Origin of the sequence: Spiroplasma endosymbiont of Polydrusus formosus, from assembly GCF_964263245.1 — a bacterium.
Taxonomy (GTDB): domain Bacteria; phylum Bacillota_I; class Bacilli_A; order Mycoplasmatales; family Mycoplasmataceae; genus Spiroplasma.
Map to the genome: position 1 here is coordinate 872,488 of NZ_OZ181656.1, position 23,282 is coordinate 895,769.

The 23,282-nt window shown below is 26.9% G+C and carries 19 protein-coding genes and 1 pseudogene; 15 read left to right on the forward strand and 5 right to left on the reverse strand.

Annotated features, from left to right (window positions below):
- Positions 1-16 precede the first annotated feature (16 nt).
- The 3 genes from rpmI to ACE38S_RS04640 form a co-directional block, all read right to left on the reverse strand.
- Positions 17-211, reverse strand: a complete 195-nt coding sequence (gene rpmI, locus ACE38S_RS04630; RefSeq protein ID WP_374696594.1) for a 50S ribosomal protein L35 — start codon at positions 209-211, stop codon at positions 17-19.
- A gap of 36 nt (positions 212-247) precedes the next feature.
- On the reverse strand, positions 248-784 hold the full coding sequence (gene infC, locus ACE38S_RS04635) for a translation initiation factor IF-3 (protein ID WP_374696595.1): 537 nt from the start codon (positions 782-784) through the stop codon (positions 248-250).
- Between the two features lie 1,964 nt (positions 785-2,748).
- Entirely contained in the window at positions 2,749-2,934 is a 186-nt protein-coding gene (locus tag ACE38S_RS04640) for a hypothetical protein (protein ID WP_374696596.1), read from the reverse strand.
- A gap of 1,257 nt (positions 2,935-4,191) precedes the next feature.
- Between ACE38S_RS04640 and ACE38S_RS04645 the strand changes: the two genes are divergently transcribed.
- The 3 genes from ACE38S_RS04645 (at position 4,192) to ACE38S_RS04655 (ending at position 7,484) form a co-directional block, all read left to right on the forward strand.
- A complete protein-coding gene (locus ACE38S_RS04645; RefSeq protein WP_374696597.1) occupies positions 4,192-4,335 on the forward strand; it encodes a hypothetical protein in 144 nt (47 codons plus the stop codon).
- Between the two features lie 301 nt (positions 4,336-4,636).
- Positions 4,637-5,593, forward strand: coding sequence for an RluA family pseudouridine synthase (locus ACE38S_RS04650; protein ID WP_374696598.1), 957 nt, complete (start codon positions 4,637-4,639; stop codon positions 5,591-5,593).
- A gap of 16 nt (positions 5,594-5,609) precedes the next feature.
- On the forward strand, positions 5,610-7,484 hold the full coding sequence (locus ACE38S_RS04655) for a transporter (protein ID WP_374696599.1): 1,875 nt from the start codon (positions 5,610-5,612) through the stop codon (positions 7,482-7,484).
- A gap of 14 nt (positions 7,485-7,498) precedes the next feature.
- Here ACE38S_RS04655 and ACE38S_RS04660 read toward each other — a convergent pair whose 3' ends face one another.
- The gene (locus ACE38S_RS04660; protein ID WP_374696600.1) at positions 7,499-7,636 is read right to left on the reverse strand and encodes a hypothetical protein; all 138 of its coding nucleotides are present in this window, start codon (positions 7,634-7,636) and stop codon (positions 7,499-7,501) included.
- Positions 7,637-8,653: 1,017 nt separating this feature from the next.
- Here ACE38S_RS04660 and tsaE point away from each other — a divergent pair.
- The 12 genes from tsaE (at position 8,654) to mgtA (ending at position 21,731) form a co-directional block, all read left to right on the forward strand.
- Positions 8,654-9,091, forward strand: coding sequence for a tRNA (adenosine(37)-N6)-threonylcarbamoyltransferase complex ATPase subunit type 1 TsaE (gene tsaE, locus ACE38S_RS04665; RefSeq protein ID WP_374696601.1), 438 nt, complete (start codon positions 8,654-8,656; stop codon positions 9,089-9,091).
- A 1-nt stretch (position 9,092) separates the two neighbouring features.
- On the forward strand, positions 9,093-9,665 hold the full coding sequence (gene tsaB, locus ACE38S_RS04670) for a tRNA (adenosine(37)-N6)-threonylcarbamoyltransferase complex dimerization subunit type 1 TsaB (RefSeq protein WP_374696602.1): 573 nt from the start codon (positions 9,093-9,095) through the stop codon (positions 9,663-9,665).
- Between the two features lie 256 nt (positions 9,666-9,921).
- On the forward strand, positions 9,922-10,089 hold the full coding sequence (locus ACE38S_RS04675; protein WP_374696603.1) for a hypothetical protein: 168 nt from the start codon (positions 9,922-9,924) through the stop codon (positions 10,087-10,089).
- A 327-nt stretch (positions 10,090-10,416) separates the two neighbouring features.
- The gene (locus tag ACE38S_RS04680; RefSeq protein WP_374697141.1) at positions 10,417-10,923 is read left to right on the forward strand and encodes a YebC/PmpR family DNA-binding transcriptional regulator; all 507 of its coding nucleotides are present in this window, start codon (positions 10,417-10,419) and stop codon (positions 10,921-10,923) included.
- Between the two features lie 108 nt (positions 10,924-11,031).
- On the forward strand, positions 11,032-11,640 hold the full coding sequence (locus ACE38S_RS04685; protein ID WP_374696604.1) for a hypothetical protein: 609 nt from the start codon (positions 11,032-11,034) through the stop codon (positions 11,638-11,640).
- A 64-nt stretch (positions 11,641-11,704) separates the two neighbouring features.
- On the forward strand, positions 11,705-13,687 hold the full coding sequence (locus ACE38S_RS04690) for a DUF2779 domain-containing protein (protein WP_374696605.1): 1,983 nt from the start codon (positions 11,705-11,707) through the stop codon (positions 13,685-13,687).
- A 9-nt stretch (positions 13,688-13,696) separates the two neighbouring features.
- The gene (fmt, locus tag ACE38S_RS04695; RefSeq protein ID WP_374696606.1) at positions 13,697-14,656 is read left to right on the forward strand and encodes a methionyl-tRNA formyltransferase; all 960 of its coding nucleotides are present in this window, start codon (positions 13,697-13,699) and stop codon (positions 14,654-14,656) included.
- A 108-nt stretch (positions 14,657-14,764) separates the two neighbouring features.
- Positions 14,765-14,998 (forward strand): hypothetical protein, encoded by a 234-nt coding sequence (locus tag ACE38S_RS04700; protein WP_374696607.1) that lies wholly within the window; start codon positions 14,765-14,767, stop codon positions 14,996-14,998.
- A gap of 50 nt (positions 14,999-15,048) precedes the next feature.
- On the forward strand, positions 15,049-15,192 hold the full coding sequence (locus ACE38S_RS04705; RefSeq protein WP_374696608.1) for a hypothetical protein: 144 nt from the start codon (positions 15,049-15,051) through the stop codon (positions 15,190-15,192).
- A gap of 337 nt (positions 15,193-15,529) precedes the next feature.
- On the forward strand, positions 15,530-16,978 hold the full coding sequence (locus ACE38S_RS04710) for an amino acid permease (RefSeq protein ID WP_374697142.1): 1,449 nt from the start codon (positions 15,530-15,532) through the stop codon (positions 16,976-16,978).
- 83 nt (positions 16,979-17,061) lie between these two features.
- A complete protein-coding gene (locus ACE38S_RS04715) occupies positions 17,062-17,166 on the forward strand; it encodes a hypothetical protein (protein WP_374697143.1) in 105 nt (34 codons plus the stop codon).
- A gap of 1,832 nt (positions 17,167-18,998) precedes the next feature.
- Positions 18,999-21,731 (forward strand): magnesium-translocating P-type ATPase, encoded by a 2,733-nt coding sequence (gene mgtA, locus ACE38S_RS04720; protein ID WP_374696609.1) that lies wholly within the window; start codon positions 18,999-19,001, stop codon positions 21,729-21,731.
- A gap of 67 nt (positions 21,732-21,798) precedes the next feature.
- On the opposite strand, the pseudogene ACE38S_RS04725 reads toward mgtA, so the two are convergent.
- Positions 21,799-23,152, reverse strand: a pseudogene (locus ACE38S_RS04725) (M17 family metallopeptidase).
- Between the last annotated feature and the right edge of the window lie 130 nt (positions 23,153-23,282).

A 23,282-nucleotide genomic window follows, 5' to 3' on the forward strand; every position in this document is an offset into this window, starting at 1 on the left:
CCTTTTTTTCTTTTTCTTATCCCTGCAATAAATTTTTTAATCGTCTTTGATCGGTGTGATCCATTAAAACAGCTTTTCGTAAATGACGTTTTTGTTTTGTTGACTTATTTTGTGCTAAATGCGAAGTATATGCATGCGCAATTTTTCATTTCCCTGTCCCGGTTATTTTTACTCTTTTTGCTAAAGATTTTTTTGTTTTCATTTTTGACATAAATTTTCCTCCTTATCTTTCCTATTAAAAGTTAATTTAATTAATTTTTTTTGGTACGATATACATATCTAAAAACAAGCCGTTTAATTGTGGTTCTTTTTCAATCTTTGCTAAATCATCAATATAACTAAAAAACTTATCTAATGTTTCTTTTCCGTATTCTGGTCTAGCAACTTCTCGCCCTCGAAACTTTAATGAAATTTTAACCCGGTTCCTATCAAGCAAAAATTCACGTACTTTTTTTGCTTTAAATTCTAAATCATGATCACCAATACCGGTTCGCAAACGCATTTCTTTATTTTCAGTTACATGTTGATTTTTCTTGTTTTCTTTATTTTTTTTCTTTTGTTCGTATTTATATTTTCCATAATCAACCAATTTTGCTATCGGTGGATTTGAAGTCGCTGATACTAACAATAAATCTAAACCTTTTTCTTTTGCAATCCTAATTGCTTCATTTCGCCCTAAAGGACCAATTTTGCTACCATCATCTAAAATAATTAAAACTTCACGCGCTCTAATATCATAATTTACTTGCTCGATATTCTTATTGTTTTTAGCGGGTTGATTCATCCAATACCTCCATTTTAATTAATTAAAAAACGCTCAAAAGTAGCGCTTTAATTAACAATAGTTATTTTTTTAAATGATTAATTTAATCATTTAAAAATTTTAATTTTATCTTGTATACCTAATAACCACACTTAAGGGCATAGGTGAGCATTAACTACTTTAAAAATTTTTTAACATTTTCCAAAATTAATTATATGATTTTTTTAAAATTTAGTCAATAAAATTATTAATTTATTTTTGGAAAAAAAATATATATTAAATATTAAAAAATCAACTTTTTCTAAGTTGATTTTTTAACTTTTTATTTTATATTTTTAAATATGATTTGTTTGTAATTATCAACATCTTATCAAAAGTTCCATGATGTTTATGATAACAATACCTATGTGCCATTGGCGCTAGTTTTTCAAATTTCCCCGGACCATAATTTTTATATTAAGCTGGGACAGATTTTGCAAATTTTCCATGATAATAATATCTACAAGTAATTGGTGCTGGTTTTATAAATTTATTATGTAAAATTGTTCCTATTTTAGGAATAGCACTTTTTGACAAGGTTGCACAGCCACCTTGTCCTTATATTGTTTGAATCAAACATCAGGAGTTGGATTATGATACTCATCATAAAAACGTTAATTGTTATTGTCAATATTGTTATTGTTAATAACAATCATTATACTTTTTCATAATATCTCTCGACTTTTTTGACGTCCTGTACTATGCACAGGCAAAAAACAATTATTGTAAAATTGTTTTTTATTTTTTCTTAAATCACATAAATTTATTTGCATTATTTATTGAATAGTATTTTTAAATTTATAACTTTTATCATAAAAACAGATTAAACTATGTTTTTATACACAAAATAAAAAATATTTTTATAAATCCTTTCAAATAAAGGTATTATACGATAAATAATGCAAATATCAAAACTTAATATTTTGATGTTTAAAGTTTATAAATAATTCATCTATGATATGAAGCTTTAAAGAAAGTGTAAAAGCGAATGGATTTACTCCTTCCTATTTTCCTGAATTATAAAAATTAATTGAATTTAATACAAAATATTTAATAAAGTGTCCCAAATATATTTACAATTCAAGAAAATATTAAATAAATTTATTAGTTAAAATTTATCTAAAATTATCTAAAAATACTTCTTTAGATGTTCTTCAATTCAAACAAGGTATTAATTTTTTATTCATAACATTAACTACTCAATCTATTTCTTGATGCGTAAATGCGTAATATTATTAAAATCTGTTCCTTTAGAAAATCAATGTATAATATCTCTATTATTTATTTCAACTAACGGTTTTTTTTTTTTTTTTTGAATAGGTGTTCCAACATCACGAAAATAAATATTATTATAGGCAATTTTTTTTATTTATTTTCACTTGCTAAATTATTTTCCTCTATCTGTTATTGCTCCTTTAATTTTTCCAAATAACTCATTGATTATAACTAAATTATTCAAGTTTTTTTAAAACTTAATTATTAGTATGTTCTTCCAATTTCATAGCAAAGTATTTTTTACTTGATTTATTTACTAAAACTAAACAACTAGATTTATGGTTTTTCCAACAACCGTATTCATTTCAAAAAATCCAACATCACTATCTTTATTTTCAATATATTATATTGATCTAAATATTTCATCTAATTTCCTACGATTATTAGGTCTTTCTTTGTTCTATTTCTTCTTCCGCTATTCATTAAACTTTACTTTAACAAACCAAAAAGACCCAAATAAATTCATCTATAAAATGTTTTAAGACATGCAGAAAATTTGACACCAAATTTTATAAAATATCGATGAATAATTTCCGATGGATAATCATCGAAAATATTAAATCATAAATTTAAAAATAATTGTTATTATTCTGTAAATATTGTTAGATATTTTTAATACACTTTTTTGTTTTTGTTTATAATTTTTTGTGCTTCAACTGGAGTATAATCTTCTACCTTTTTAAATCGATTGATTTCTCTTTTAATAAAATTAATACCACGATCCCCATTTGTCTTGCTATTTCAGACAAATTAACCGTACCATTTTTCTTTTTACAAGTATCAAATAATAATAAATCTTTAAATAAATTTTGTTCATCATATTTTACATGTGTATATTTTTGTATGTTTCTTATCATCCATAATTATTAAAAATATTTATAAAATTAAATTTAAAAATTATTGACAAATATTTTTATAAGTATAGACTCAAAGAGTAAGCAGTAAGTAAATTATGTCTCTTAAAGATGCTTACGCCAAAAAAATAAAGCAATTAAGTTTACTTTTTTTGATGTAAAATATAGATAATAAAAAGAACAAACTTGGTTCTTTTGTTACATTTTTATGGTTTTTATTTACTCTTTTATTTAATCGTATTTTAGATAGGTTACAATAAGTTGGACCATATTTATGTGGACTTTCAAATAAAATATAATTATGAAGAAAGTAGGAATATAAAAATAGGAAGAAATTCATATACCGATGAATTTAAAAAACAAATTGTTTTACTTTATCAAAATAGCAAAACATTCTTGAAATTTTTAAATAATATAAGGTGTCAAAATCAACTATATATCAGTTAATTGAAAAAATTCATAATTCTGGATTTTTTAAAGCGAAAAATAATCGCACTGTTGAAAAAAATTAACTGATTGCCTTGCGGAAAGAATTAATCTAATTACGAATGGAAAAACAACCTTTTAAAGCAAGCGGTGCTAATGGTTGATAAAAAATAGAAATTATTAACAATAATAAAGAAAAATATTCTGTGCGAAAAATTGGTCAAATAGGATCAAAATTAAAGATAGCAAAATCAACATATTACTATCAAATTAATAAATGTGGCTATTGTTGATGTTAATAATTATGAACAAAAAGTCATCAGTGCATCCAATGATAATCGAAAAATTTATGGATCTTGTAAAATTAAAGCTTTTTAAATTAAAAAAGATATTATCTTGTCGTGAAAAAATTAACCAAATTATGATTAAAAATCAGTTAGTATCTAAATGCACCAAATTAAAACAATTGTAATCATAAGTTGGTGGTTAATAACGACGAAATTAGCAACGTTTTAAACTGTGAATTTAATAATTAATAATAAAACACAACCCAATGAAGTTGTTGTTAGTGATTGAACATATGTTCAAGGTGGTGTTAAATGACATTTGACATTATCCTTTGTTTGTTGATTGACTTGTTTAATCGTGAAATAATTGGCTATAGTGTCGAGACAAATAAAATAGTATAACTAGTGCAAGAAGCCTTTTATTCAATTACAAGATGTAAATTGTAAAACTGATATTTTAGTTCCACATAAATGATGAAAAATAATTAATTTTAGTTTCTTTGTAACAGTATTACTAATTCAAAATTGTTATACTTTAATTAAAGTTTTGTTTGCAACAAAAGTGATTGGTGTTCGTAATGCGATTAAAAAAATTAACGATAAGATGAGTGTTTTTCGTATTTTCTATTATAATGATGAAAAAATAAAAGCCTTGGAGGATAATACTTTTGTAACCCGATTACTAATTTAGTTAAAAAACCATTATCAACAACAAATAGTATTAATCTTTATTAAGTTTTTAAATTAGTAACTACAATTGATGAAACAGTTAATTTATTTGACAAACATTTTATTAAAGAAAAAGAAAAAATTATAAATTATATCATTTATTTAATGAAATTACTGATGAAACAAAAATTACTTAAAATCAAGGAAAATATTTTAAAAGTTTAAGCAAAAAAAGCAACAAAAGGTGATAAACATTCTAAAATAATAATTTATAACGTTTTTTTTCTTATAAAAAATTCTAATTTTAATTATATAATTTAACTATGAAAAATAAGGTAAGTATGGAACAAAAAACAGTTATTACGTTAACAGCGAAAGCAAATGATATTAATCAAACGATTTTTAATTTCATTAAAAAAATGTTTCAAACAACCCCCTTATCAGTTGTTTACAAGTTATTCCGCAATAAAAAAATTAAGGTAAATAACAAAGTAGTAAAAGAGAGAAAATATAAATTGCGGTTGGGGGATCAAATTATTATTTTTGATAAAAATTTAGTTTTCACAGAGCGCCAGAAACAAACAACTATTCTTGATGCAAAATTATTACCATTACAAGTTGTTTATGAAGATAAAAACATTTTAGTGGTTGATAAACCTCATGGTGTTGAAATGCATTCTAATTTCCATGTTTCATTAGATTCAATGGTTCGTAATTATTTAATACAAAAAAAAGAATATAATCCTCAGGATGAACAATCTTTTGTTATTTCACATGTCCATCGCTTAGATAAATTAACGCGTGGCTTAGTTATGTATGCTAAAAATAAAATTATTTTAGATTTATTATTAACAAAAATTAATCAAAAAGAATATATTGAGAAAAAGTATTTAGCAAAATGTGAGAGTATTATTTCCGAAGATGACTTTATTTTAACAGGCTATTTGTATAAAGATGATCATAATAAAAAAATGGTTTTTACTAAAACTGCCCAACCAATAGCAAGGGCGGTTAGCACGCACTTTATCGTTCAAGAGCGATTAGCAAATGTGACTTGATTAGAAGGAACATTAATAACTGGTCGTAAACATCAGATTCGAGCATCGTTAGGTTATTTCCATCATCCGGTTGTCAATGATGTTAAATATGGGGCGCAACAAATAACAAAAGCTTATATGATTGCCTTATATGCAACAACATTAAGTTTTCATAAATTACCAGATCATTTATCGTATTTAAATGAAAAGGTTATTAAAATATCAGAAAATATTATAAAATAAAAATATTAGAAACGAGGTGAAGTGATTGTCAACAAGAAAAGGAATTTTTAGTATTTTAATCGGGGCTTTTACTTCGTTAATTGGAACATGTTTTCAATTTACATTAATGTATTTATTAATTCGTAATTATGGATCACAATTAAACGGGTTTGTAAAGAATAGCGTAGCGATTGTCTCTTTTTTAGGAACAGTAGAGGGTGGTTTAGGGGCCATTACTGTTATTTTTTTAGTAAAGCCATTGTTGCAAAAAGATTGAATTAAAGCGAATGAAATGGTTAACACCGCGAAGCATCAGTATAAAGTATCAGGTTATGTCGGAATTATTTTATTAATTGCAATTGCGATTGGATATAGTGCTTATATTTATTTATTTGAAAATAATTTCAATATTTTATGAAAGGATGAAGCAATTAGTTATCCATTATGAAAAATGATTTTAATTGTTTTAATTATTGGCTTAAAAAACTTAATTGTCTTATTTTGAACAGCGACTTATGAAAACTTAATGCAAGCTGACCAAAACAATCATTTACGTCGGTTAATTTTAATGATTTGTGATTTAATAACCTATTCAGTTGTTTTCTACTTAATTTCAATTGCGGTTGATCCGGTTTTTGCCTTCCTAATCTTTTTAGTTTATTCGGTGATGAAAGGAAGCTTAATTTATTTATTTATTAAGTTACATTATCCGTGGGTACGCCTTGTTCGTCAACGCGATAATGTGCAATTAGTTAAAGCAAGCAACATTGTTGTGTTTAAAAACATTGGTGAAACATTACTAATTAATGGCGATGTTATTATTACAGCCTTATTATTGGGGTTGCGTGTATCTTCAATCCTATCGTTATATATGACGATTACGATCGGGGTACGAAGCATTATGATGATTTTAATTAATTCCTTTCGTGAATTCTTTGCCACTTGAACAGTAAAAAACGGGCGAGTTGATTGAAAAAATTATATGAAATTTGAAACATATGCATTTATGGTTGGTGTCTTCTTATTTATTAACCAGTTTATTTTATCGCCATATTTTGTCACAACACTATATGCGCCCCAAATTATTGAACAAATTAGAAATAGTAATTCAACATTAAACCCATGAACAACACAAGAAATTGAAATTTTTAAAAGTATTTTTTACAAACCAATTTTCTCTTTATTAGTGTCCTTAAGTTCTGTTTTCATTATTTTAGCGGAGCCATCAAATGTAATGGTGTATGCTAAAGCGAATTATAAACAAACAGCGATTCCAATTTTTATTATTGGTTGCATCAATATTGTTATTTGTTTTTTCGGTGCTTTAATTTGACGTTTTGGGTTAAATGATTTATCCGCAGCATTATATAGTATTTTAATCATTACTTGTTTTGTTAGTTTCCTGCGGTTCTTATACTTATGATTTTATAATTGAATTTTTTTAACTTATAATAGTAACTTTAAAGGAATATTTCGAAATTGAATGATTTTATTAGTGCCAATTATTATTGCAATTTTAGTAAATTATTTATTTTTAACAAAAGCATATAATCCAAATGAAATTTATAATATTGATTTACAACCGGTTTGAGGATGACAAAAATTATTGAATTTCTTCTTTGGATTAATCTTTACTTCTTTATTTGTTATTTTTGCTAATTTAATCTTTTGATCCCTTGGTTCCGTGCGCGGTATCTTCTTACGCTTACCTATTGTTTATAAAATTTGAACAAAACAACAAAATAAAATGTGAAAAATTATCCGTAAAAAATATGAAGATGATTTTATTACTTTAACCAATTCAAAAACACCGTATCAAAAAATGTGGGAACGAGAAGAAACTCTACACAATAATATGAAAAAAATTGATGATCACGAACCAAGTAAAGAAATTTATAAATTAACGGGTTAAAAAAATAAATTATATTATACTTTATTTTTAATATTACTTAAATATCCAGGGTGATATTTTTGCTCATGAATGATTTTATTAATATTATATGGTGCATTAACAGCTTCATCAAAACCAGTTACCATATTTATATAATAATACTTCCCTCGCAATAAGTACTTATTACCAACAGAAAATGTGTGGGGGTGACTAATTTGACTATTTGGTTGAATAATGATTTTTTTGCATTAGGGTTGTTGCTAATATAAATTATTGTAACATTGTTAGTATAACTTTTACCCAATATTGAACAATAAAATGTCCAGCATTAATTGTTAATGTTTCCTTGGTTGTTTCGTTTGCAATTCTTAAAGTAGTAATTTTATTATTATTTGTATCAACTGTTTCGACACGATAGTGTTTAATTTCTTCGCTTTATTTTTTGTAACTTTTAAATAATGCTTTCTTTTGCGCGGTATAGTTCGCGACGATGAACAATTGTTACATCATTACTAATATTATCTTAAACAAGATGATTTGCCCAGTCCACATAGCTATCACCATCTCTTATAATAACAAATCTTTTTGTTTGTCAACACAGTTGGATTTTTAACAGCGTATGATAAATTATCATATGTTTAGACAAGATCAATATGCCTTAAGCGAATTGAGGGGTTAACACGTCATTACCACTTGTAATTAAAATTGTTTTAACAGTGATGATTTGTTTTGTTGTTAGGGTAATGGTAAACCCATCTTTTGTTTCCATAACAATTTGTAAATTAGTTTTTTGCCAACGTATGTTATTTGTCTGGCGTTTTTTCGACTTGTTGTATTAAGTTTTCAATAAAAGTTTTTGTTTTAATTTATTCAAAACCAGGTATATCGTATAATGGTTTTTTTTTTTTTTTTTCAGGATACAATTATAAAGGTTGACCACCAATGGTGTCATTTTCTTCAATGACATAACCTCTTAATCCCAACATCCTAACACAACTTCACGCACACAAACCAACGGGCCAGCTCTAATAATTAAAATATCTTTCATTTTTTTTATAACAACCTTTCTAATTTTTTCTGCACTTTAATTATTTATTACATATTTTTTAAAAGTATAGCACAATAATTAATTATTAGATATAATAATAAAAGAGAGTGTGTTGTTAATGAAAATAATTGTCGAAGATGAGATGGCAACAAAACTTTTAGCTGAAAAAATTGCACCATTTTTACATCCTAATTTATGTTTATTGTTAGAAGGCCCGTTAGCTGCTGGAAAGACGACTTTTGCTAAATATTTATTACAATTTTTAGGAGTAATTGAACCAGTTACTTCACCAACCTTTTTGATTATGCAGCAATATACAACAAAGGACGACGTTGGTGTTAATCATATGGATTGTTATCGCTTATCAGGGTTAGAACAGCAAGAAGAATGGAAAATTTATTTTGACTATTTTCTCGATCGGATTAATATTATTGAATGACCAGCATTAATTAGTAACCAAATAAGTTCAAAGTATGAGATAATTAAAATTATCATTAAGATAGGAAACGACCAAAAACGCCTTTTTACCATTAAAACCAATAACCCAAATTTATCAGCAACATTAGGAAAAGAGGAATAAGATGTTAAATATATTTATTGATACTAGTACTGATTTCTTAATTTTAATTTTAGAACAAAACGAGAAAATTATTGGCCAAGTTCACCATAACAACGCTCGTCGTCATACCGAAACAACTTTATCAACCATTATGAAGTTATTAAGTGAACATAAATTAAAATTGCAAGATATTAATAATTTTTATTTAACTTCTGGGCCAGGTAGTTATACTGGTGTACGAATTCCAATGACAATTGTTAAAACTATTAAAGTAATTAATTCAGTGGTTAAAGTATATACTATTAATACTTTAATTTACCAAGCGGGGTTAGATAATGTTATTTCAACGCTTGATGCGCGGGGTGAAAAATATTATTTTGCGGTAGTTAGTAATGGAACAGAAGTAATTCCAAGTCAATTGCTAGATTATGAAACATGTCTTGACATTATCAAACAATTTCCAGGTTATGAATTTCGTTGTGATTTACAAATTGTGGATTTAGGGCAAAATTATCTCGCTCTAAAAAAACATTTTCGTTTAGTTGACGATATGACAACATTAGAACCACAATACTTGAAAAAGGACTGAAGTTAAATGGTTACTTTTAAACCAGTAAATAATAGTGATGGGTTAATATTATTTTTATTAAAATAAGAAAACTATCAACAGTATTATTACAAATACCTTAATTTAATTGATAGGTTTAATAAACCAAATTATCTTGTTTATAAATTAATTGTGAAAAATAATCTTTATTGTTATTTTATTTTAATTCAAAAGTTGGAAAAATTTATAATTAATTAGGTTAACAATTAAACAACAGTATCATCACTAAGGGTTTGGTATTCAAATGTTGCAATATATTTTAACGCATTTTTCTTATCAAGAAATCTTTTTAGAGGTAAATGAACATAATCTTGCGGCGCAACAATTATATTTTAAAACAAAGTTTTCAAATTATACGGACAATCCCTCGATATTGTGGTGATGAAAAAGGGTATTTAATGCGATATCATAAATAACTTTATTTTATTTTAAAGTATATTATTTTAATGTATAATGTATAAAGAAAAAATTAGGTTATAAAGGAGTAAAAAAGATTATAGGAAGATCATTTGAAGTTCGAAAGCAATCAATGGCAGCAACCGCGGAGAAAAAAGCAATAATTATATATCGTGTTGCTATCGAAATTTATTTAGCATAATAGGAAGGGGTTCTGAACCTAATGCAAATTTAGCATTACGAGATGCAATTGATAAAGCGAAAACGAAACAAGTTCCGCGGGATATGTATTTAGCGAGCAATTAAAAAAGCGGGTGGGAACGATAATGAGAAATATCAATCAATTCGTTATGAACGTTATGGTCCAAAGGGGTGGTACAACTATTATTGAGATATATTAACTAATAATGTTAATCGTGCCGTTTCTGAAGTTAACAATTGTTTTACCAAGCAAGACATGTGGAAAATTAGATGTTACTGGGGTTGTTGCATATCGCATTTATTTGATAACTTAGCAGTTTTTACCTTTGATGGGAAAACAATTGAAGAAATGTTGGATTTATTATTGCTAGCTGATTGTGATATTAATGATATTTCGTTGCGGATGATGGTCAAATCGTTGCCTTATAAACTTCCCCTGCCACAGCTTTTACTTGTGTTAAAACACTTTTATTTATACGAGAGGCGGGTAATTTATAACTTTTCAAATGGTCGAAATCATAATTCTGCCATGCCGCATGAACGGATTATTTTGCAAGGAAATGACATTGAACAATTTAAAAAAATGCTAAATATGTTAGATGAAATTGACGATATTCAAGATGTTTATCACAATATCGCTCTTGCTTAAATTGCTGATAAAAAAGATAAAATACCTTGTAAAACAAGAAATAATTGAAAAAAGTGCTTTAATAGTGCATGATAATAGTAAGATAAAAAAGGAGCTCAGATAATAATAATGTCATTTTTTTGGGGTGGTAGTATTACAACGAATGTTATTTTAGTAGTAATTGTATTTGCAGTTATTATTTTTGCTGTTGTTTCTTCTATTGTGGGGCGAAAAGCCCAACGAATTGAGCGTGAAAAAAGAAAAAAACAAGTTAAAGATAAAATTAAACAATATATTAAAGATACTGATAATCGTAAAAATTTAAGACTAGAATATGATAAAGTTATTGCCCGTAAAGGAAAAGAATTTAAATATCGGGATATTTTTGATGTTATTGTTGATATTTATGAAGCGAAGACTAATTCTTTTTTAGAACAGAAAGCTTTTGAAATTGAAGGAATTTCAAAGAAAATTAGTAAGAAACAATATGAAACAACTTGAATTGTTAATAAAGAAATTAATTTAGAAGAAACAAAACACAAAATTGAAATTAGTGATAAAAAAGTTAAGTTAACAAAAGAAGAAAAAAAAGCAGCAAAAATTGCCGCAAAAAAAAAATATGAAAAACACCGCACTGAAATGCTTAAAAAGCATGAAAAAGAAAGAAAAATACGTAAAGTTGGCCATCGTCAGGTTGAAGAACGCCCAAAAGCAGAGAAATTTGTCCCTAGAAAATAAGTGTCATCTTATTTTCTTTGTCTTTTTAATGAGAAATATGAGATAACGAAAGTGAAGTGCAACAATGGATTTAGAAGTCACTTTAAAAAAAGAAGATTTTAAACGATTTAAGAAATGTTTAAAAATTGCTTGAACATTAGCATCGCGGGTTAATTTAAAAACAGTGCAAGATTGAGTAACAGCGCAAAAGATTTCTATCTTTTTTGATTTACAAGATAATATTAATAGTGCAAAAATAGATGAGAGTGCTTTTTTTGATGATAATAACAACGATAATACAAAAGGATTATTTACCCCGCATTTATATGATTTATCGTTAGAAACTTATTGACCAGACGATGAAATAACAAGCGATGATAATGTGATAAAGTTACAAGATGATGTTAAAATTGATTTTTATCCGGGTGAAAAAATTGCTGATGGAAATGAAGTTGGTAAACGGGCACGCGAATACTTTATGCGTGATCATAATTATTTTAATTTAGAACATTACAGTAAGAAAATTGCTTTTGCTAAAACAATCGATGTTTTAGCAGACCCTAATTATGATGTTTATTTTGAACCATCATTTGTTTACAACAATTGCATTACGAAATGTGACATTTTACAGAAACTCCTGGATGGAACTTATCATTTAATAGAGGTTAAAGCATCAACGGGACGGAAATATGCTAAAGATACCCAAATGTATGTGGATAAAGAAATTAAAGATGAGTATGGCTATGATGTCGCTTATCAGTATTATGTTTTAACGGGGATTGGTTTAACAATTAGTCGAGTTTCCTTGATGTTATTAAATTCGGAATATTATCGTGTTGGCGATATTGATGATGATCAATTGTTTATGTTTCAAGACCTTTATAAATTGCCAACCAAAACATTACCACCAGTTAGTTTGTTAGAATTTTGTCAGCAAATTATGACTGGTCAATTCGCAAAACGAGTTGCCAAGAATTGTATTATTACCGATGATTTAGCTTTAATTAAAAATTATTTTATGCAACCAGCAACTGAAATTTTTCCATTATTTAGTAAGGAACAATGTTTTAACAGTAAGGGTGATCGGTATGGTTATTGCCAGCATATCACTAGTTATTTACCAACCCATCATAGTGTTTTTGAATTAACGCAGGGAATGGAAAAAAAAACATTATTAAAGTATCAAGAGAACATTGATTTATTAAAAGATATTATCTTACCTTTTACCTTTCACCAATCAGCCAGGCAAAAAACTCCCGTTTTATTTTCCGAAAAACAACATCGTCAAATTCTTGCTGTTCAAGATAATGCGCCTGTTCTTAATCCACAAAAAATTCCGGAAATTAAACAAATTTTAGCCCAATATCATTATCCGTTATATATGTATGATTTTGAAACGATGAAGGCCGCCGTCCCGCGGTTTGATTATTCTTATTCTTATCAACAAATTCCGTTTCAATACTCAATTCATATTATTAAAGATAGCAATTTTGATTATCAAGATGAGACAACAATGACACATCATGCCTTCTTAGCGGATGGGAAAGGTGATCCACGGTTAACATTAATTGAACATTTAGTTGCTGATTTATTTAGCGCCGGATTAGGGGTTTGTGTTGCTTATTATAAAAGTTTTGAATGTAAAGTTTTAGCAGAATTAATTAATTACTTAGCAATCTTAATTAATCAGACGCGAAATGAAGAAACTATTGTGAAATATCAGGATTGGCAACAAAAATTAAGAATAATTCGTAATAAAACAATTGATTTAATGGACTTTTTTCAAGATTTTATGATTTATAAAAAGGAATTTTATGGTTCGGCTTCCATTAAAAAAATTCAGCCAGCATTTGATAACCAATTTACTTATCAAGTCTTAAAGATCCAAAAAGGTGATGTGGCAAGTGAAATTTTTCGTCGATATGCGGAAAATAACATTTCATTACCAATTTGGAATAAGTTCTTTCGCTCGGAAATGTTAAAATATTGTAACCGTGATACTTTAGCAATGATAGTAATTTATCAACATATTATTCGTTTAATGACACCTTTAAACAAATTGAGGTAGGAAAAAAAGATGAAAAAATATAGAGTAGTTTTTATGGGTACACCAATTTTTGCAACAGCGGTGTTAGCGTCCTTACAAAAATTGGCTCCAGCAATTGAAATAATTGGAATCGTGACCCAACCCGATCAAAAAATAGGGCGAAAACAAATAGTACAATTTTCACCCATTAAAGAATTTGCTTTATCAAAACAGATTACGGTTTTTCAACCAGAAAAAATTAATGATCTTTATCAAGAATTAATTACCTTACAGCCAGATGTTATTGTTACTTGTGCGTATGGTCAGTTTATTCCGGAACGAATTTTAAAATTGGCCCGGATTAATTGTATTAATGTCCATGGCTCTTTATTGCCAAAATTAAGGGGAGGGGCTCCGATTCATAAGGCAATTATTTATGGGGAAAAAGAAACCGGGATCACCATAATTAAAATGATTAAACAAATGGATGCTGGGGAAATATATGTTCAAACAGCAATTCCAATTATGTCAACGGATACTGCTTCATCTTTGCATGACCGACTAATGGTTTTAGCAGGAACAATGATTGAAAAATATTTATTAGATATTATTACCGGCAAGATTAAAGAAACCCCCCAAGATGATAGCAAAGCAACATTTGCTTATAATATTACACGGGATGAAGAAAAAGTTAATTGATTTTTACCAAAACAAAAAATTGTTGATCAAATCAGAGGCTTATGAAATTGACCAATTGCTTATACCACAGTTAATAATGTGAATTATAAATTACATCAAGCGATGATTGCTAATGAATCATTATCTGAGAAAGATGTTGATTTTGTTAATGGTACAATTATTGATGTGTTAAAAAATGGGATTAAAGTTAAAGTTGAAGATGGTTATTTATTAATTACTCGTTTACAACGAGAAGGTAAGAAAGTAATCGATGCTAAAAATTATTACCACAGCTCGTCATCAGAAATTATGGTTGGAAATATTTTCATTTAATAATGTATCGCTTAAAATCATTAAAATATTTAACAATAATGAGATTAATAACAACCTTGTTGATAAAAATTACTTATATTTTACAATTTATTATAATTTATTTTTGTAGTGAGTGGTGGGGAATGGATTATTAAATTAGCAGATGGCTTATTATCAGCTTTAACAACCTTAATCAAAGGACCAATGTTATTAATTAGTGATATATTTTTGTATGTATCAATTATTGATATTGTCACAAGGGACTTTATTTTTATTCCCGTTTCTATTGTCGTTCTAATTTTAATGTTTTTTATTACTTATTTTGGAGTGTGGATTTTAGTCGCTATTGAGCTATTTTATTAGTACATATGGATGTTATATTTTATTATATGTCTTCCCTTATATGGCTATCTTTGTTTAGGCCAGATGTCACAATTGTTGAGTTAATTACTGATGCCATTCAAATTGAGGTTGCCACAATAATTGAAATTATTTTAGCAGTTGTCTTTGTATATATTAATAACCATAGTGTGAATAAAATTTGAGATGATGAATAATTTTGACATTATAAAAAATAGTAATTAAAATAGTAAAAACTGCACCCATTTTAGTGAGTAATAATAAAAAAGTATTTACTAAAATGGGTGTGGTCTTAAAATGGACTATACTTGACTATAATAATAAAATAATGTTAAAAAATATCATTCCTTTTGAATTTAATAATTATTATTTTAATGTTAAAATAATAATTATATTTATGTTATAATTTTAATTATTAAATAATATTATAATTTATTATTTTGGTTTTTATAATTTTAAAAAATTGTGAAAAATTAATAAAAATGACGAGGTGAAGATATGAAGAAAAAAAAACTAAAAAATATAGGTTTTTTTATGTGCTTTTGTATGGTTGTTGGGACAGTTGTTGGAACAGGAATCTTTTTTAAAAACGAAAGTGTATACGGATTAACAAAGGGAAATGGAATTTTAGGTTTAGCTGCCTGAATAATTGGTGGTATTATGGCTCTTTCATTTGGGTTATCCTTTATGGAAATTTCATCAGTAAAAAAAAATTCAAATTCTGGGATTGCTTTATATGCAAAAATATTTGGAGGAAAACAATTTGGCCGCGTTGTGAGGAATGCGATGAGCCACATTTATATTCCATTAACAACTTTTACTGTGGGATATTACACAACAAAAGCGTCGATTTGAGCGTTTGGTGGTGGCTTATCAGCTGAAATTGCTTTTAGTGAAATGGTTGGTGGTTATGCTAATTATCAATTAATTTTAACTAGTTTTTCTATTGTTTATATTGTTTTATTGATTTATATTTGTACTTATTTAGAAAAAACAGGAAAATATATTCAAATGATAACCGTTGTTTTAAAGTTAATCCCATTAATTTTAATTGGTTTAATTGGAATGTTCTTTTTTAGCAATGAGCCAAATGCATTAAGTAAGACGGGCTTAGGCGATTTAACAAAATATAAGTTAGTTATTAATAAAACTGACTTTGAAATGATTTTAATGGCTTTACCAGGAATTTTATTCTCATTTGATGGTTTTTTATCAACAACTTATATTCAAAAAGATGTTAAAAAACCAGAACAAAAAATTCCTTTAGCGTTATTATTGGGATTATCTTCTGTAACAATCCTTTATTTACTTGTTTCTATTGGAACTTTAAATTTAGATACTCACGGAAGTGTTGCAGCAGCGGCGGGTAAAATATTTAGTAATCCAGTTGTTAATAAAATTTTTGAACGGATTATTTTCTTTTTTATTTTAATTAGTGCCTTTGGCACATTAAATGGCTATAGTTTTTCATTAGTTAAGATAAGCCATTCCTCAATTGAAGATAATTTTTTCATCGGTGCAAAGTTATGAAATAAAATTATTGAAAAATATAATATTAATTTAGCAATTTTTTTAGGATCAGTGATGATAATGTTAGTGTGGGGGTTAATTATGGGAATTCCTACAACCTTGGCAACTGAGAATTATAATTTTTATGATTTTATTGGTAATGCGGGGGTTATAATGGCCTTTCTAATGTATGGCACAATTATTATGTTGGGTATTTACAATCGCTTTCGTCAGAAGATTACAACGGTTAAGAAATGGTATTTTCTTCCCGCAGCAATAATTAGTGTATTTTGTATTATTACAATTATTAGTTATAATGTTTATTCATGTTTTTTAAATGCGATTGTTATGGCGGAAAAAACTGGTCCTATTTTAGCAATTATCCTATTATTAATAATATTGCTTTTACCATGAGTTGGTATATGAATGAAAGACAAAGATACAATTAATAAAAAAACAGTTTTATCAACGTAATTAAATCAGCGAGCTCCTAATAATAACTAACATAAAAGCAAAATTAGAAGCAGGTTCAATAACAAAAAAGATGATAAAACTTATTAAGCATTTTAGGAACAGTAAGTTTAGTGGTAACAGGAACTTTTTACGTGATTAGTTGTTATAAAACTAATATTTACGTTCTTGATTACAAAACATCTGGATAGGTTACAATAAGTTGGATCATATTTATGTGGATTTTCAAATAAAATATAATTATTAAGAAAGTAGGAATATAAAAATAGGGAAGAAATTCATCGGTATATTAATTTAAAAAACAAATTGTTTTACTTTATCAAAATGGCAAAATCATTCTTGAAATTTTTAAATAATATAAGGTGTCAAAATCAACTATATATCAGTTAATTGAAAAATTTCATAATTCTAGATTTTTTAAAGCGAAAAATAATCGCACTGTTGAAAAAATTAACTGATTGCCTTGCGGAAAGAATTAATCTAATTACGAATGGAAAAACAACCTTTTAAAGCAAGCGGTGCTGATAATTGGCAAAAAATAGAAATTATTAAATGGAACTGTGTAGATACAAACAGCAAATTTATATTTTGTTAGATTAATAATAAAATAAAATATTTTTAATAAATTACAACCATTTTTTCAAAAAAAATAAATTTTTGTAATTTAATCTTATTTTAAATATATTTAAGCACGCTAAAAATAATTTATTAAATTTTAACTAATAAATTTATTTAATATTTTCCTGAATTGTAAATATATTTGGGACACTTTATTAAATATTTTGTATTAAATCCAGTGAATTTTTACAATTCAGGAAAATAGGAGTAAATCCATCTCTTTCACATTTTCTTTAATTATTCGTGTCATAGATGAGTTCTTCATCTTTCATCATCAAAATATTAATTTTAATAGTTACATTATTTATCGTATAATAAATACTTTTATTTGAAAGGATTTATGAAAATATCGTTTATTTTGTGTAAGGAAAACATAGTTTAATCTATTTTTATGATAAAAGTTCTAAATTTAAAGATAATATCTTATCAATAATGCAAATAAATTTATGTTTTTTAATATAAAAATAAAAAAACAATTATTGTGAGATTGTTTTTTACCGGTTAATATTACAAAATACTTTATAAAAATATTAATTCCAAATTATATTTCGGAAATTAAACATAAGAAATGGTATTGTTTAATGAAAAAATATTAGCTTTTTATGAATGATTAGTGTATCAACCAATGTAATTTTTGTAAATAACAGCTTCAGTTCCATATAATAATACAGAAAATGTCTCAATAAGTTTAACAATAGTAAAAAGATATGTTAATCTAAATAATAACAAAATTGAATATTTTTATAATTTTTTAACAGATATAACAACCTTATACGCGACTTTTGAACCATCATTTTGGCGAAAACAATCATTAATTAATTATGATTAATTACAATAAAAAAATTTTATTAATGCGGATTGTAAGAAACTTGTTTCGTTGTATTATGATACAATCAGGCGTTTTAAAAACTTACTGGTTTAGCGGAAAAATATATGATAATTGATCCCTTATTAATTATATTTGGAATAATAAGGGATCAATTATCATCATTAAAATAAAAGTCACAGTTGTAAAAAAATGTCAACGGATTGATTTGACCGATATACAGTATATTATAATTAATTAATATTATATTTCAACTAACATCAAATCTAATCAATAAAATTTTATGTTTAGTTTATTAAAAAATAAGATAAACCGAAAGGAAAGTTCCTATTATTTTTTATTTATAATAATTTTAGTTTTATTTAAATTATTTTCGTTATAATTAAATAAGAATAAAATTATTATAGGCGGTGATTAAATTATTTAAAAAGGGTAATAATATTATTGATTTAGGAAATTTATTACTTTAATATCATTTTGATTTATAAATTACTAATATTATATGTGTTAAAAATATGTGTTAAAATTCCTAAATCAATAATTTAAGTAGTGGATATTTTGAAGAAAAGGAGTATTGGAATGGCAAAAATAATAACTAAATTTAATGGAAATAATAAAGAATTTAAAGGTCGAAAAAAAGAAATTGGTTTTTTAAAAACTGATGAAATTAAACAAATTTCTCAGTTTTCACAAAGTGAAATATTAGAACATTTTGAACTTAAAAAGTTTGGTTTAACTTATGATGAAGCAGAAGAAATGGGCAAAAAGTATGGCGATAATTCACAAGAGAAAACAAAATTTCACTGATTTAAGCATTTTTTAAAAGTATTATTAAATCCTTTTAACGTTGTTCTAACTTTAATTACAACCTATAACATAATTAGTTACTTTGCTTTAGGTGGCGATAGTTTCGAAATTATCGGCGTTATTATTATTACTATTATGATTCTTGTTAGTACGACAATTACGTATGTCCAAGATATTCGTAGTTTTTTTGTGACAAAAAAATTAACTTATTTAGTTAGTAATACAATTACGGTGATTCGTTTAGCTGATGATGATAAAGTTTCTGAAGTATCAGTTAAAAATAACACCGCCCTAATTCGGGAGGCAAAAGAACTAGAAATTCATGAATTAGTTCCTGGTGACTTGCTTTATTTATCAAGTGGGGATTTGATTCCGGCTGATGTTCGAATATTATGAAGTAATGAACTTTTTATTAACCAATCAAGTTTAACTGGTGAATCATTACCAATTGAAAAACATGCTAACTATAATTGTTATAAATCCAGCTTGTTAGAATTAGAAAATATTTGTTATACCGGAACAAGCGTTGTATCAGGTAGTGTTATTGCGATTGTTATTGGCGTAGGAACAGCAACATATTATGCCACAATTTCAAAAACATTGTGTGGTAAACCACTAGAAAATAGTTTTAATCGAGGAATCAGAAGAACAACATGGTTATTATTATCATTTATGTTTGTAATGGTGCCAATTGTTTTTGTAATTAATGGTATTACAAAAAATGATTGATTATCGGCGTTATTATTTGCTGTTTCTGTTGCGGTTGGTTTAACACCAGAAATTTTACCAATGATTGTAACTTCCAACCTTGCCTTAGGGGCAAGCCGGATGAGTAAAGCCAAGGTTGTTGTTAAAAAATTAGAAGCAATTCAAAATTTAGGGGCAATTGATATATTATGTACTGATAAAACCGGAACATTAACAAATGATAAGATTGAGTTAATTGATTATCAGTTGTTAGATAATAAAAAAGATAATCGTTTATTAACATATCTATATTTAAATAGTTATTTTCAAACAGGACTAAAAAATCCGTTAGATAAAGCAATTATTAATTATATTGATGATCATTGTTTATCTAAGTTTAAAAATAATTATCAAAAAATTGATGAAATTCCGTTTGATTTTAATCGTCGTAAATTAACTGTTGTTGTCTCAGACAAAGAACAACATCATATTTTAATTTGTAAGGGAGCAATTGAAGAAATTGTTAAAAATTGTACATGAATTGAATATAAAGGAAAAGTTGAAAAATTAACAGAGGAACATTTACGAATGATTGTGACAACAGCTGAACGAATGAACAGTAAGGGATTAAGGGTGATTGGGTTAGCTTATAATCACGGGCATGATAGTGATACTTATTATTCAACAAAAGATGAAAAAAATTTAATTTTTTATGGCTTTGTTTCATTTCTTGATAAACCAAAACCTTCTGCTGCAAAAATGATCCAATTATTACGAAAAAATGGGGTGCAGTTAAAAATTTTAACCGGAGATAATGAAAAAGTAACACGAGCAATTTGTGACCGTGTTAATTTGAAAATTCGCGGTGTTACTAGTGGAGATTATATTGAAAAATTAAGTGAATTTGAACTCCGGGATGTTGTTGAACAAAATAATGTTTTTGTTAAATTAAATCCATTACAAAAGGCAAGAATTATTACAACTTTAAAACAAAATCAACATATAGTTGGTTTTATGGGAGATGGAATTAATGATGCCCCTGTTTTACAGCAAAGTGATGTCGCAATATCGGTTGATAATGCGACTGATATTGCAAAAGAAGCATCAGATATTATTTTATTAGAGAAGTCTTTGCTAGTTATGGAAAAAGGAATTATTCAGGGGCGGCAAATTTTTGGTAATATTTTAAAATATATTAAAATTACGATTGATTCTAACTTTGGAAATGTTTTGAGTATTTTAATTGCTTCGGCGTGATTACCATTTCAACCAATGATGCCAATTCAAATTTTATTTCAAAATCTATTATACGATATTTCCCAATTAGCAGTTGCTTTTGATAAAGTTGATGTTGACTTTTTATCAAAACCACAGACTTGGACGACAAAGGATATTTTGCCGTTTGTTTTTGTTAATGGGCCGGTCTCCTCAATTTTTGATATTTTAACCTTCGTTGTAATGAACTGTTATTTCGGTGTTCTTGCTAATTTAAAACATATTACTGCTGAACAAATTACGTTATTCCAAACAGGTTGATTTGTGGAAGGATTAGTAACACAAACCTTAATTGTTCAAATGTATCGAACAAGAAAAATTCCTTTTATTCAATCAATGCCATCTTGAAAATTATTGGTATCAAGCATCTTTGTGATTTTGATTGGAATTGCTTTACCATTTACATTATTAGGACCACACTTAAGTTTAGCACCGTTACCGTCGATGTACTTTGCATTTTTTGCTGCCTTGGTTATTGGTTATTGTTTGATGAGCCAAGGTATCAAAAATTTGTATATTAAAATTTTTAAAAGATGATTATAGATTTACTTTTCGTAAATCTATTTTATTTAACAATAAAAAACATCTTGCAATTGCAAGATGTTTAGGATTATCCTTTAAATAGTTCAAATAATGTTTTAATCATTATTCCGGTTCCACGACCATCAGTAGTATCTGCTGTTCCAGCGATATCTAAATGAATATATGGTTTTTCTTCCACAAATTCGCATAGGAAGGCGGCGGCAGTTGAACTACCAGCAAAACGTGAACTTTCAGCATTTGTTAAATCGGCAATTGGTGTTTTTCGCATTACAGCAGTGTGCTCTTCTAAAATTGGCATTCTTCAAATTCCTTCATGGGCATTAGTTGCTGCTTGAGCAAATTTATCATATCAAGCATCGTTGTTAGCGAAGACTCCAGTTAATCATTTTCCTAAGGCAACTAAAATTGCTCCAGTTAAAGTTGAAACTTCAATTAATTTATAAACATTTAATTTACGAATAGCATAAGTAATGCCATCGGCCAGAACTAATCTTCCTTCAGCATCAGTATTGTCAATTTGAACTGTTTTTCCATTCATTGAAGTAATAACTGATTCTGTTAGGGTTGCTTTACTACCAAGACGGTTTTCTGTTAAACAAGCTACTGCGGAAATATTTGTTTTAAATTTGGCTTTTGCTAAAGCTAAGACGGTTGAACAAACAATTGCTGCTCCAGACATATCAAATTTCATTCCAGTTAAGGCTGTTGAAGGTTTTAAATTATATCCACCACTATCAAAAGTAATTCCTTTTCCAATTAACCCAACTTTTTCTTTTTTGCTGCTATCACTTAAATATTCTAAAATAACAACGCGTGGGTTCTAAGTAACTCCCAGCGTTAACAGCTAAAAGTAGCCTCATTTTTTCTTTTTCAATTTCTTTTTTATCTAAAATTGTCACTTTTAAATTTGGGATTTTTTTTGCCATTGCTGTAATTTTTTCAGCAAAAACTTCTGGATACATTAAATTTGGAGGGGTATCTTGTAACATACGAGCAAAGTTCACAAACTCCATTTTAATTTGAATTTCTTTAAATACGGTAGGCGCTTTTTCACAGGTGTGAATTAAATTAACGGTGTAATCTGTTTTTTCTTTTTTACCTGTTTTTAAATTATAACTATTATTTAATGCGTATAGCGTTCCTTCTGCTAATGCTTGGAAAATATTACTATTTGCTTCGGTTCCTTTTTTGAAAGTATCAACATCAATGTTTAAATTATATTTGATTTTTGTCATAAATTTTTTTATAAAATCTTCTGCACTTTTAAAGGTTAATACTTTTTCAAAATAAGCATAAATTGTTTTTTGTTCTGAAATTAAAGTTGTTGTGCCATTTTCTTGAATAACTAAGGGATTAATTTTTCCACCTTTAAAAACTGCTTTTAAAGTTAAATCTTGTTTCTTATCATTTAATAATACCATTGTAAAATTCCTTCTTTCTATATAGATAATTATATACATAATATTATAATATTGCCTATAATAACACTAAAAATATTTTGTTTTCCGCTATAATATTTTACGTTATAATGTTTTACGTTATAATATAAAA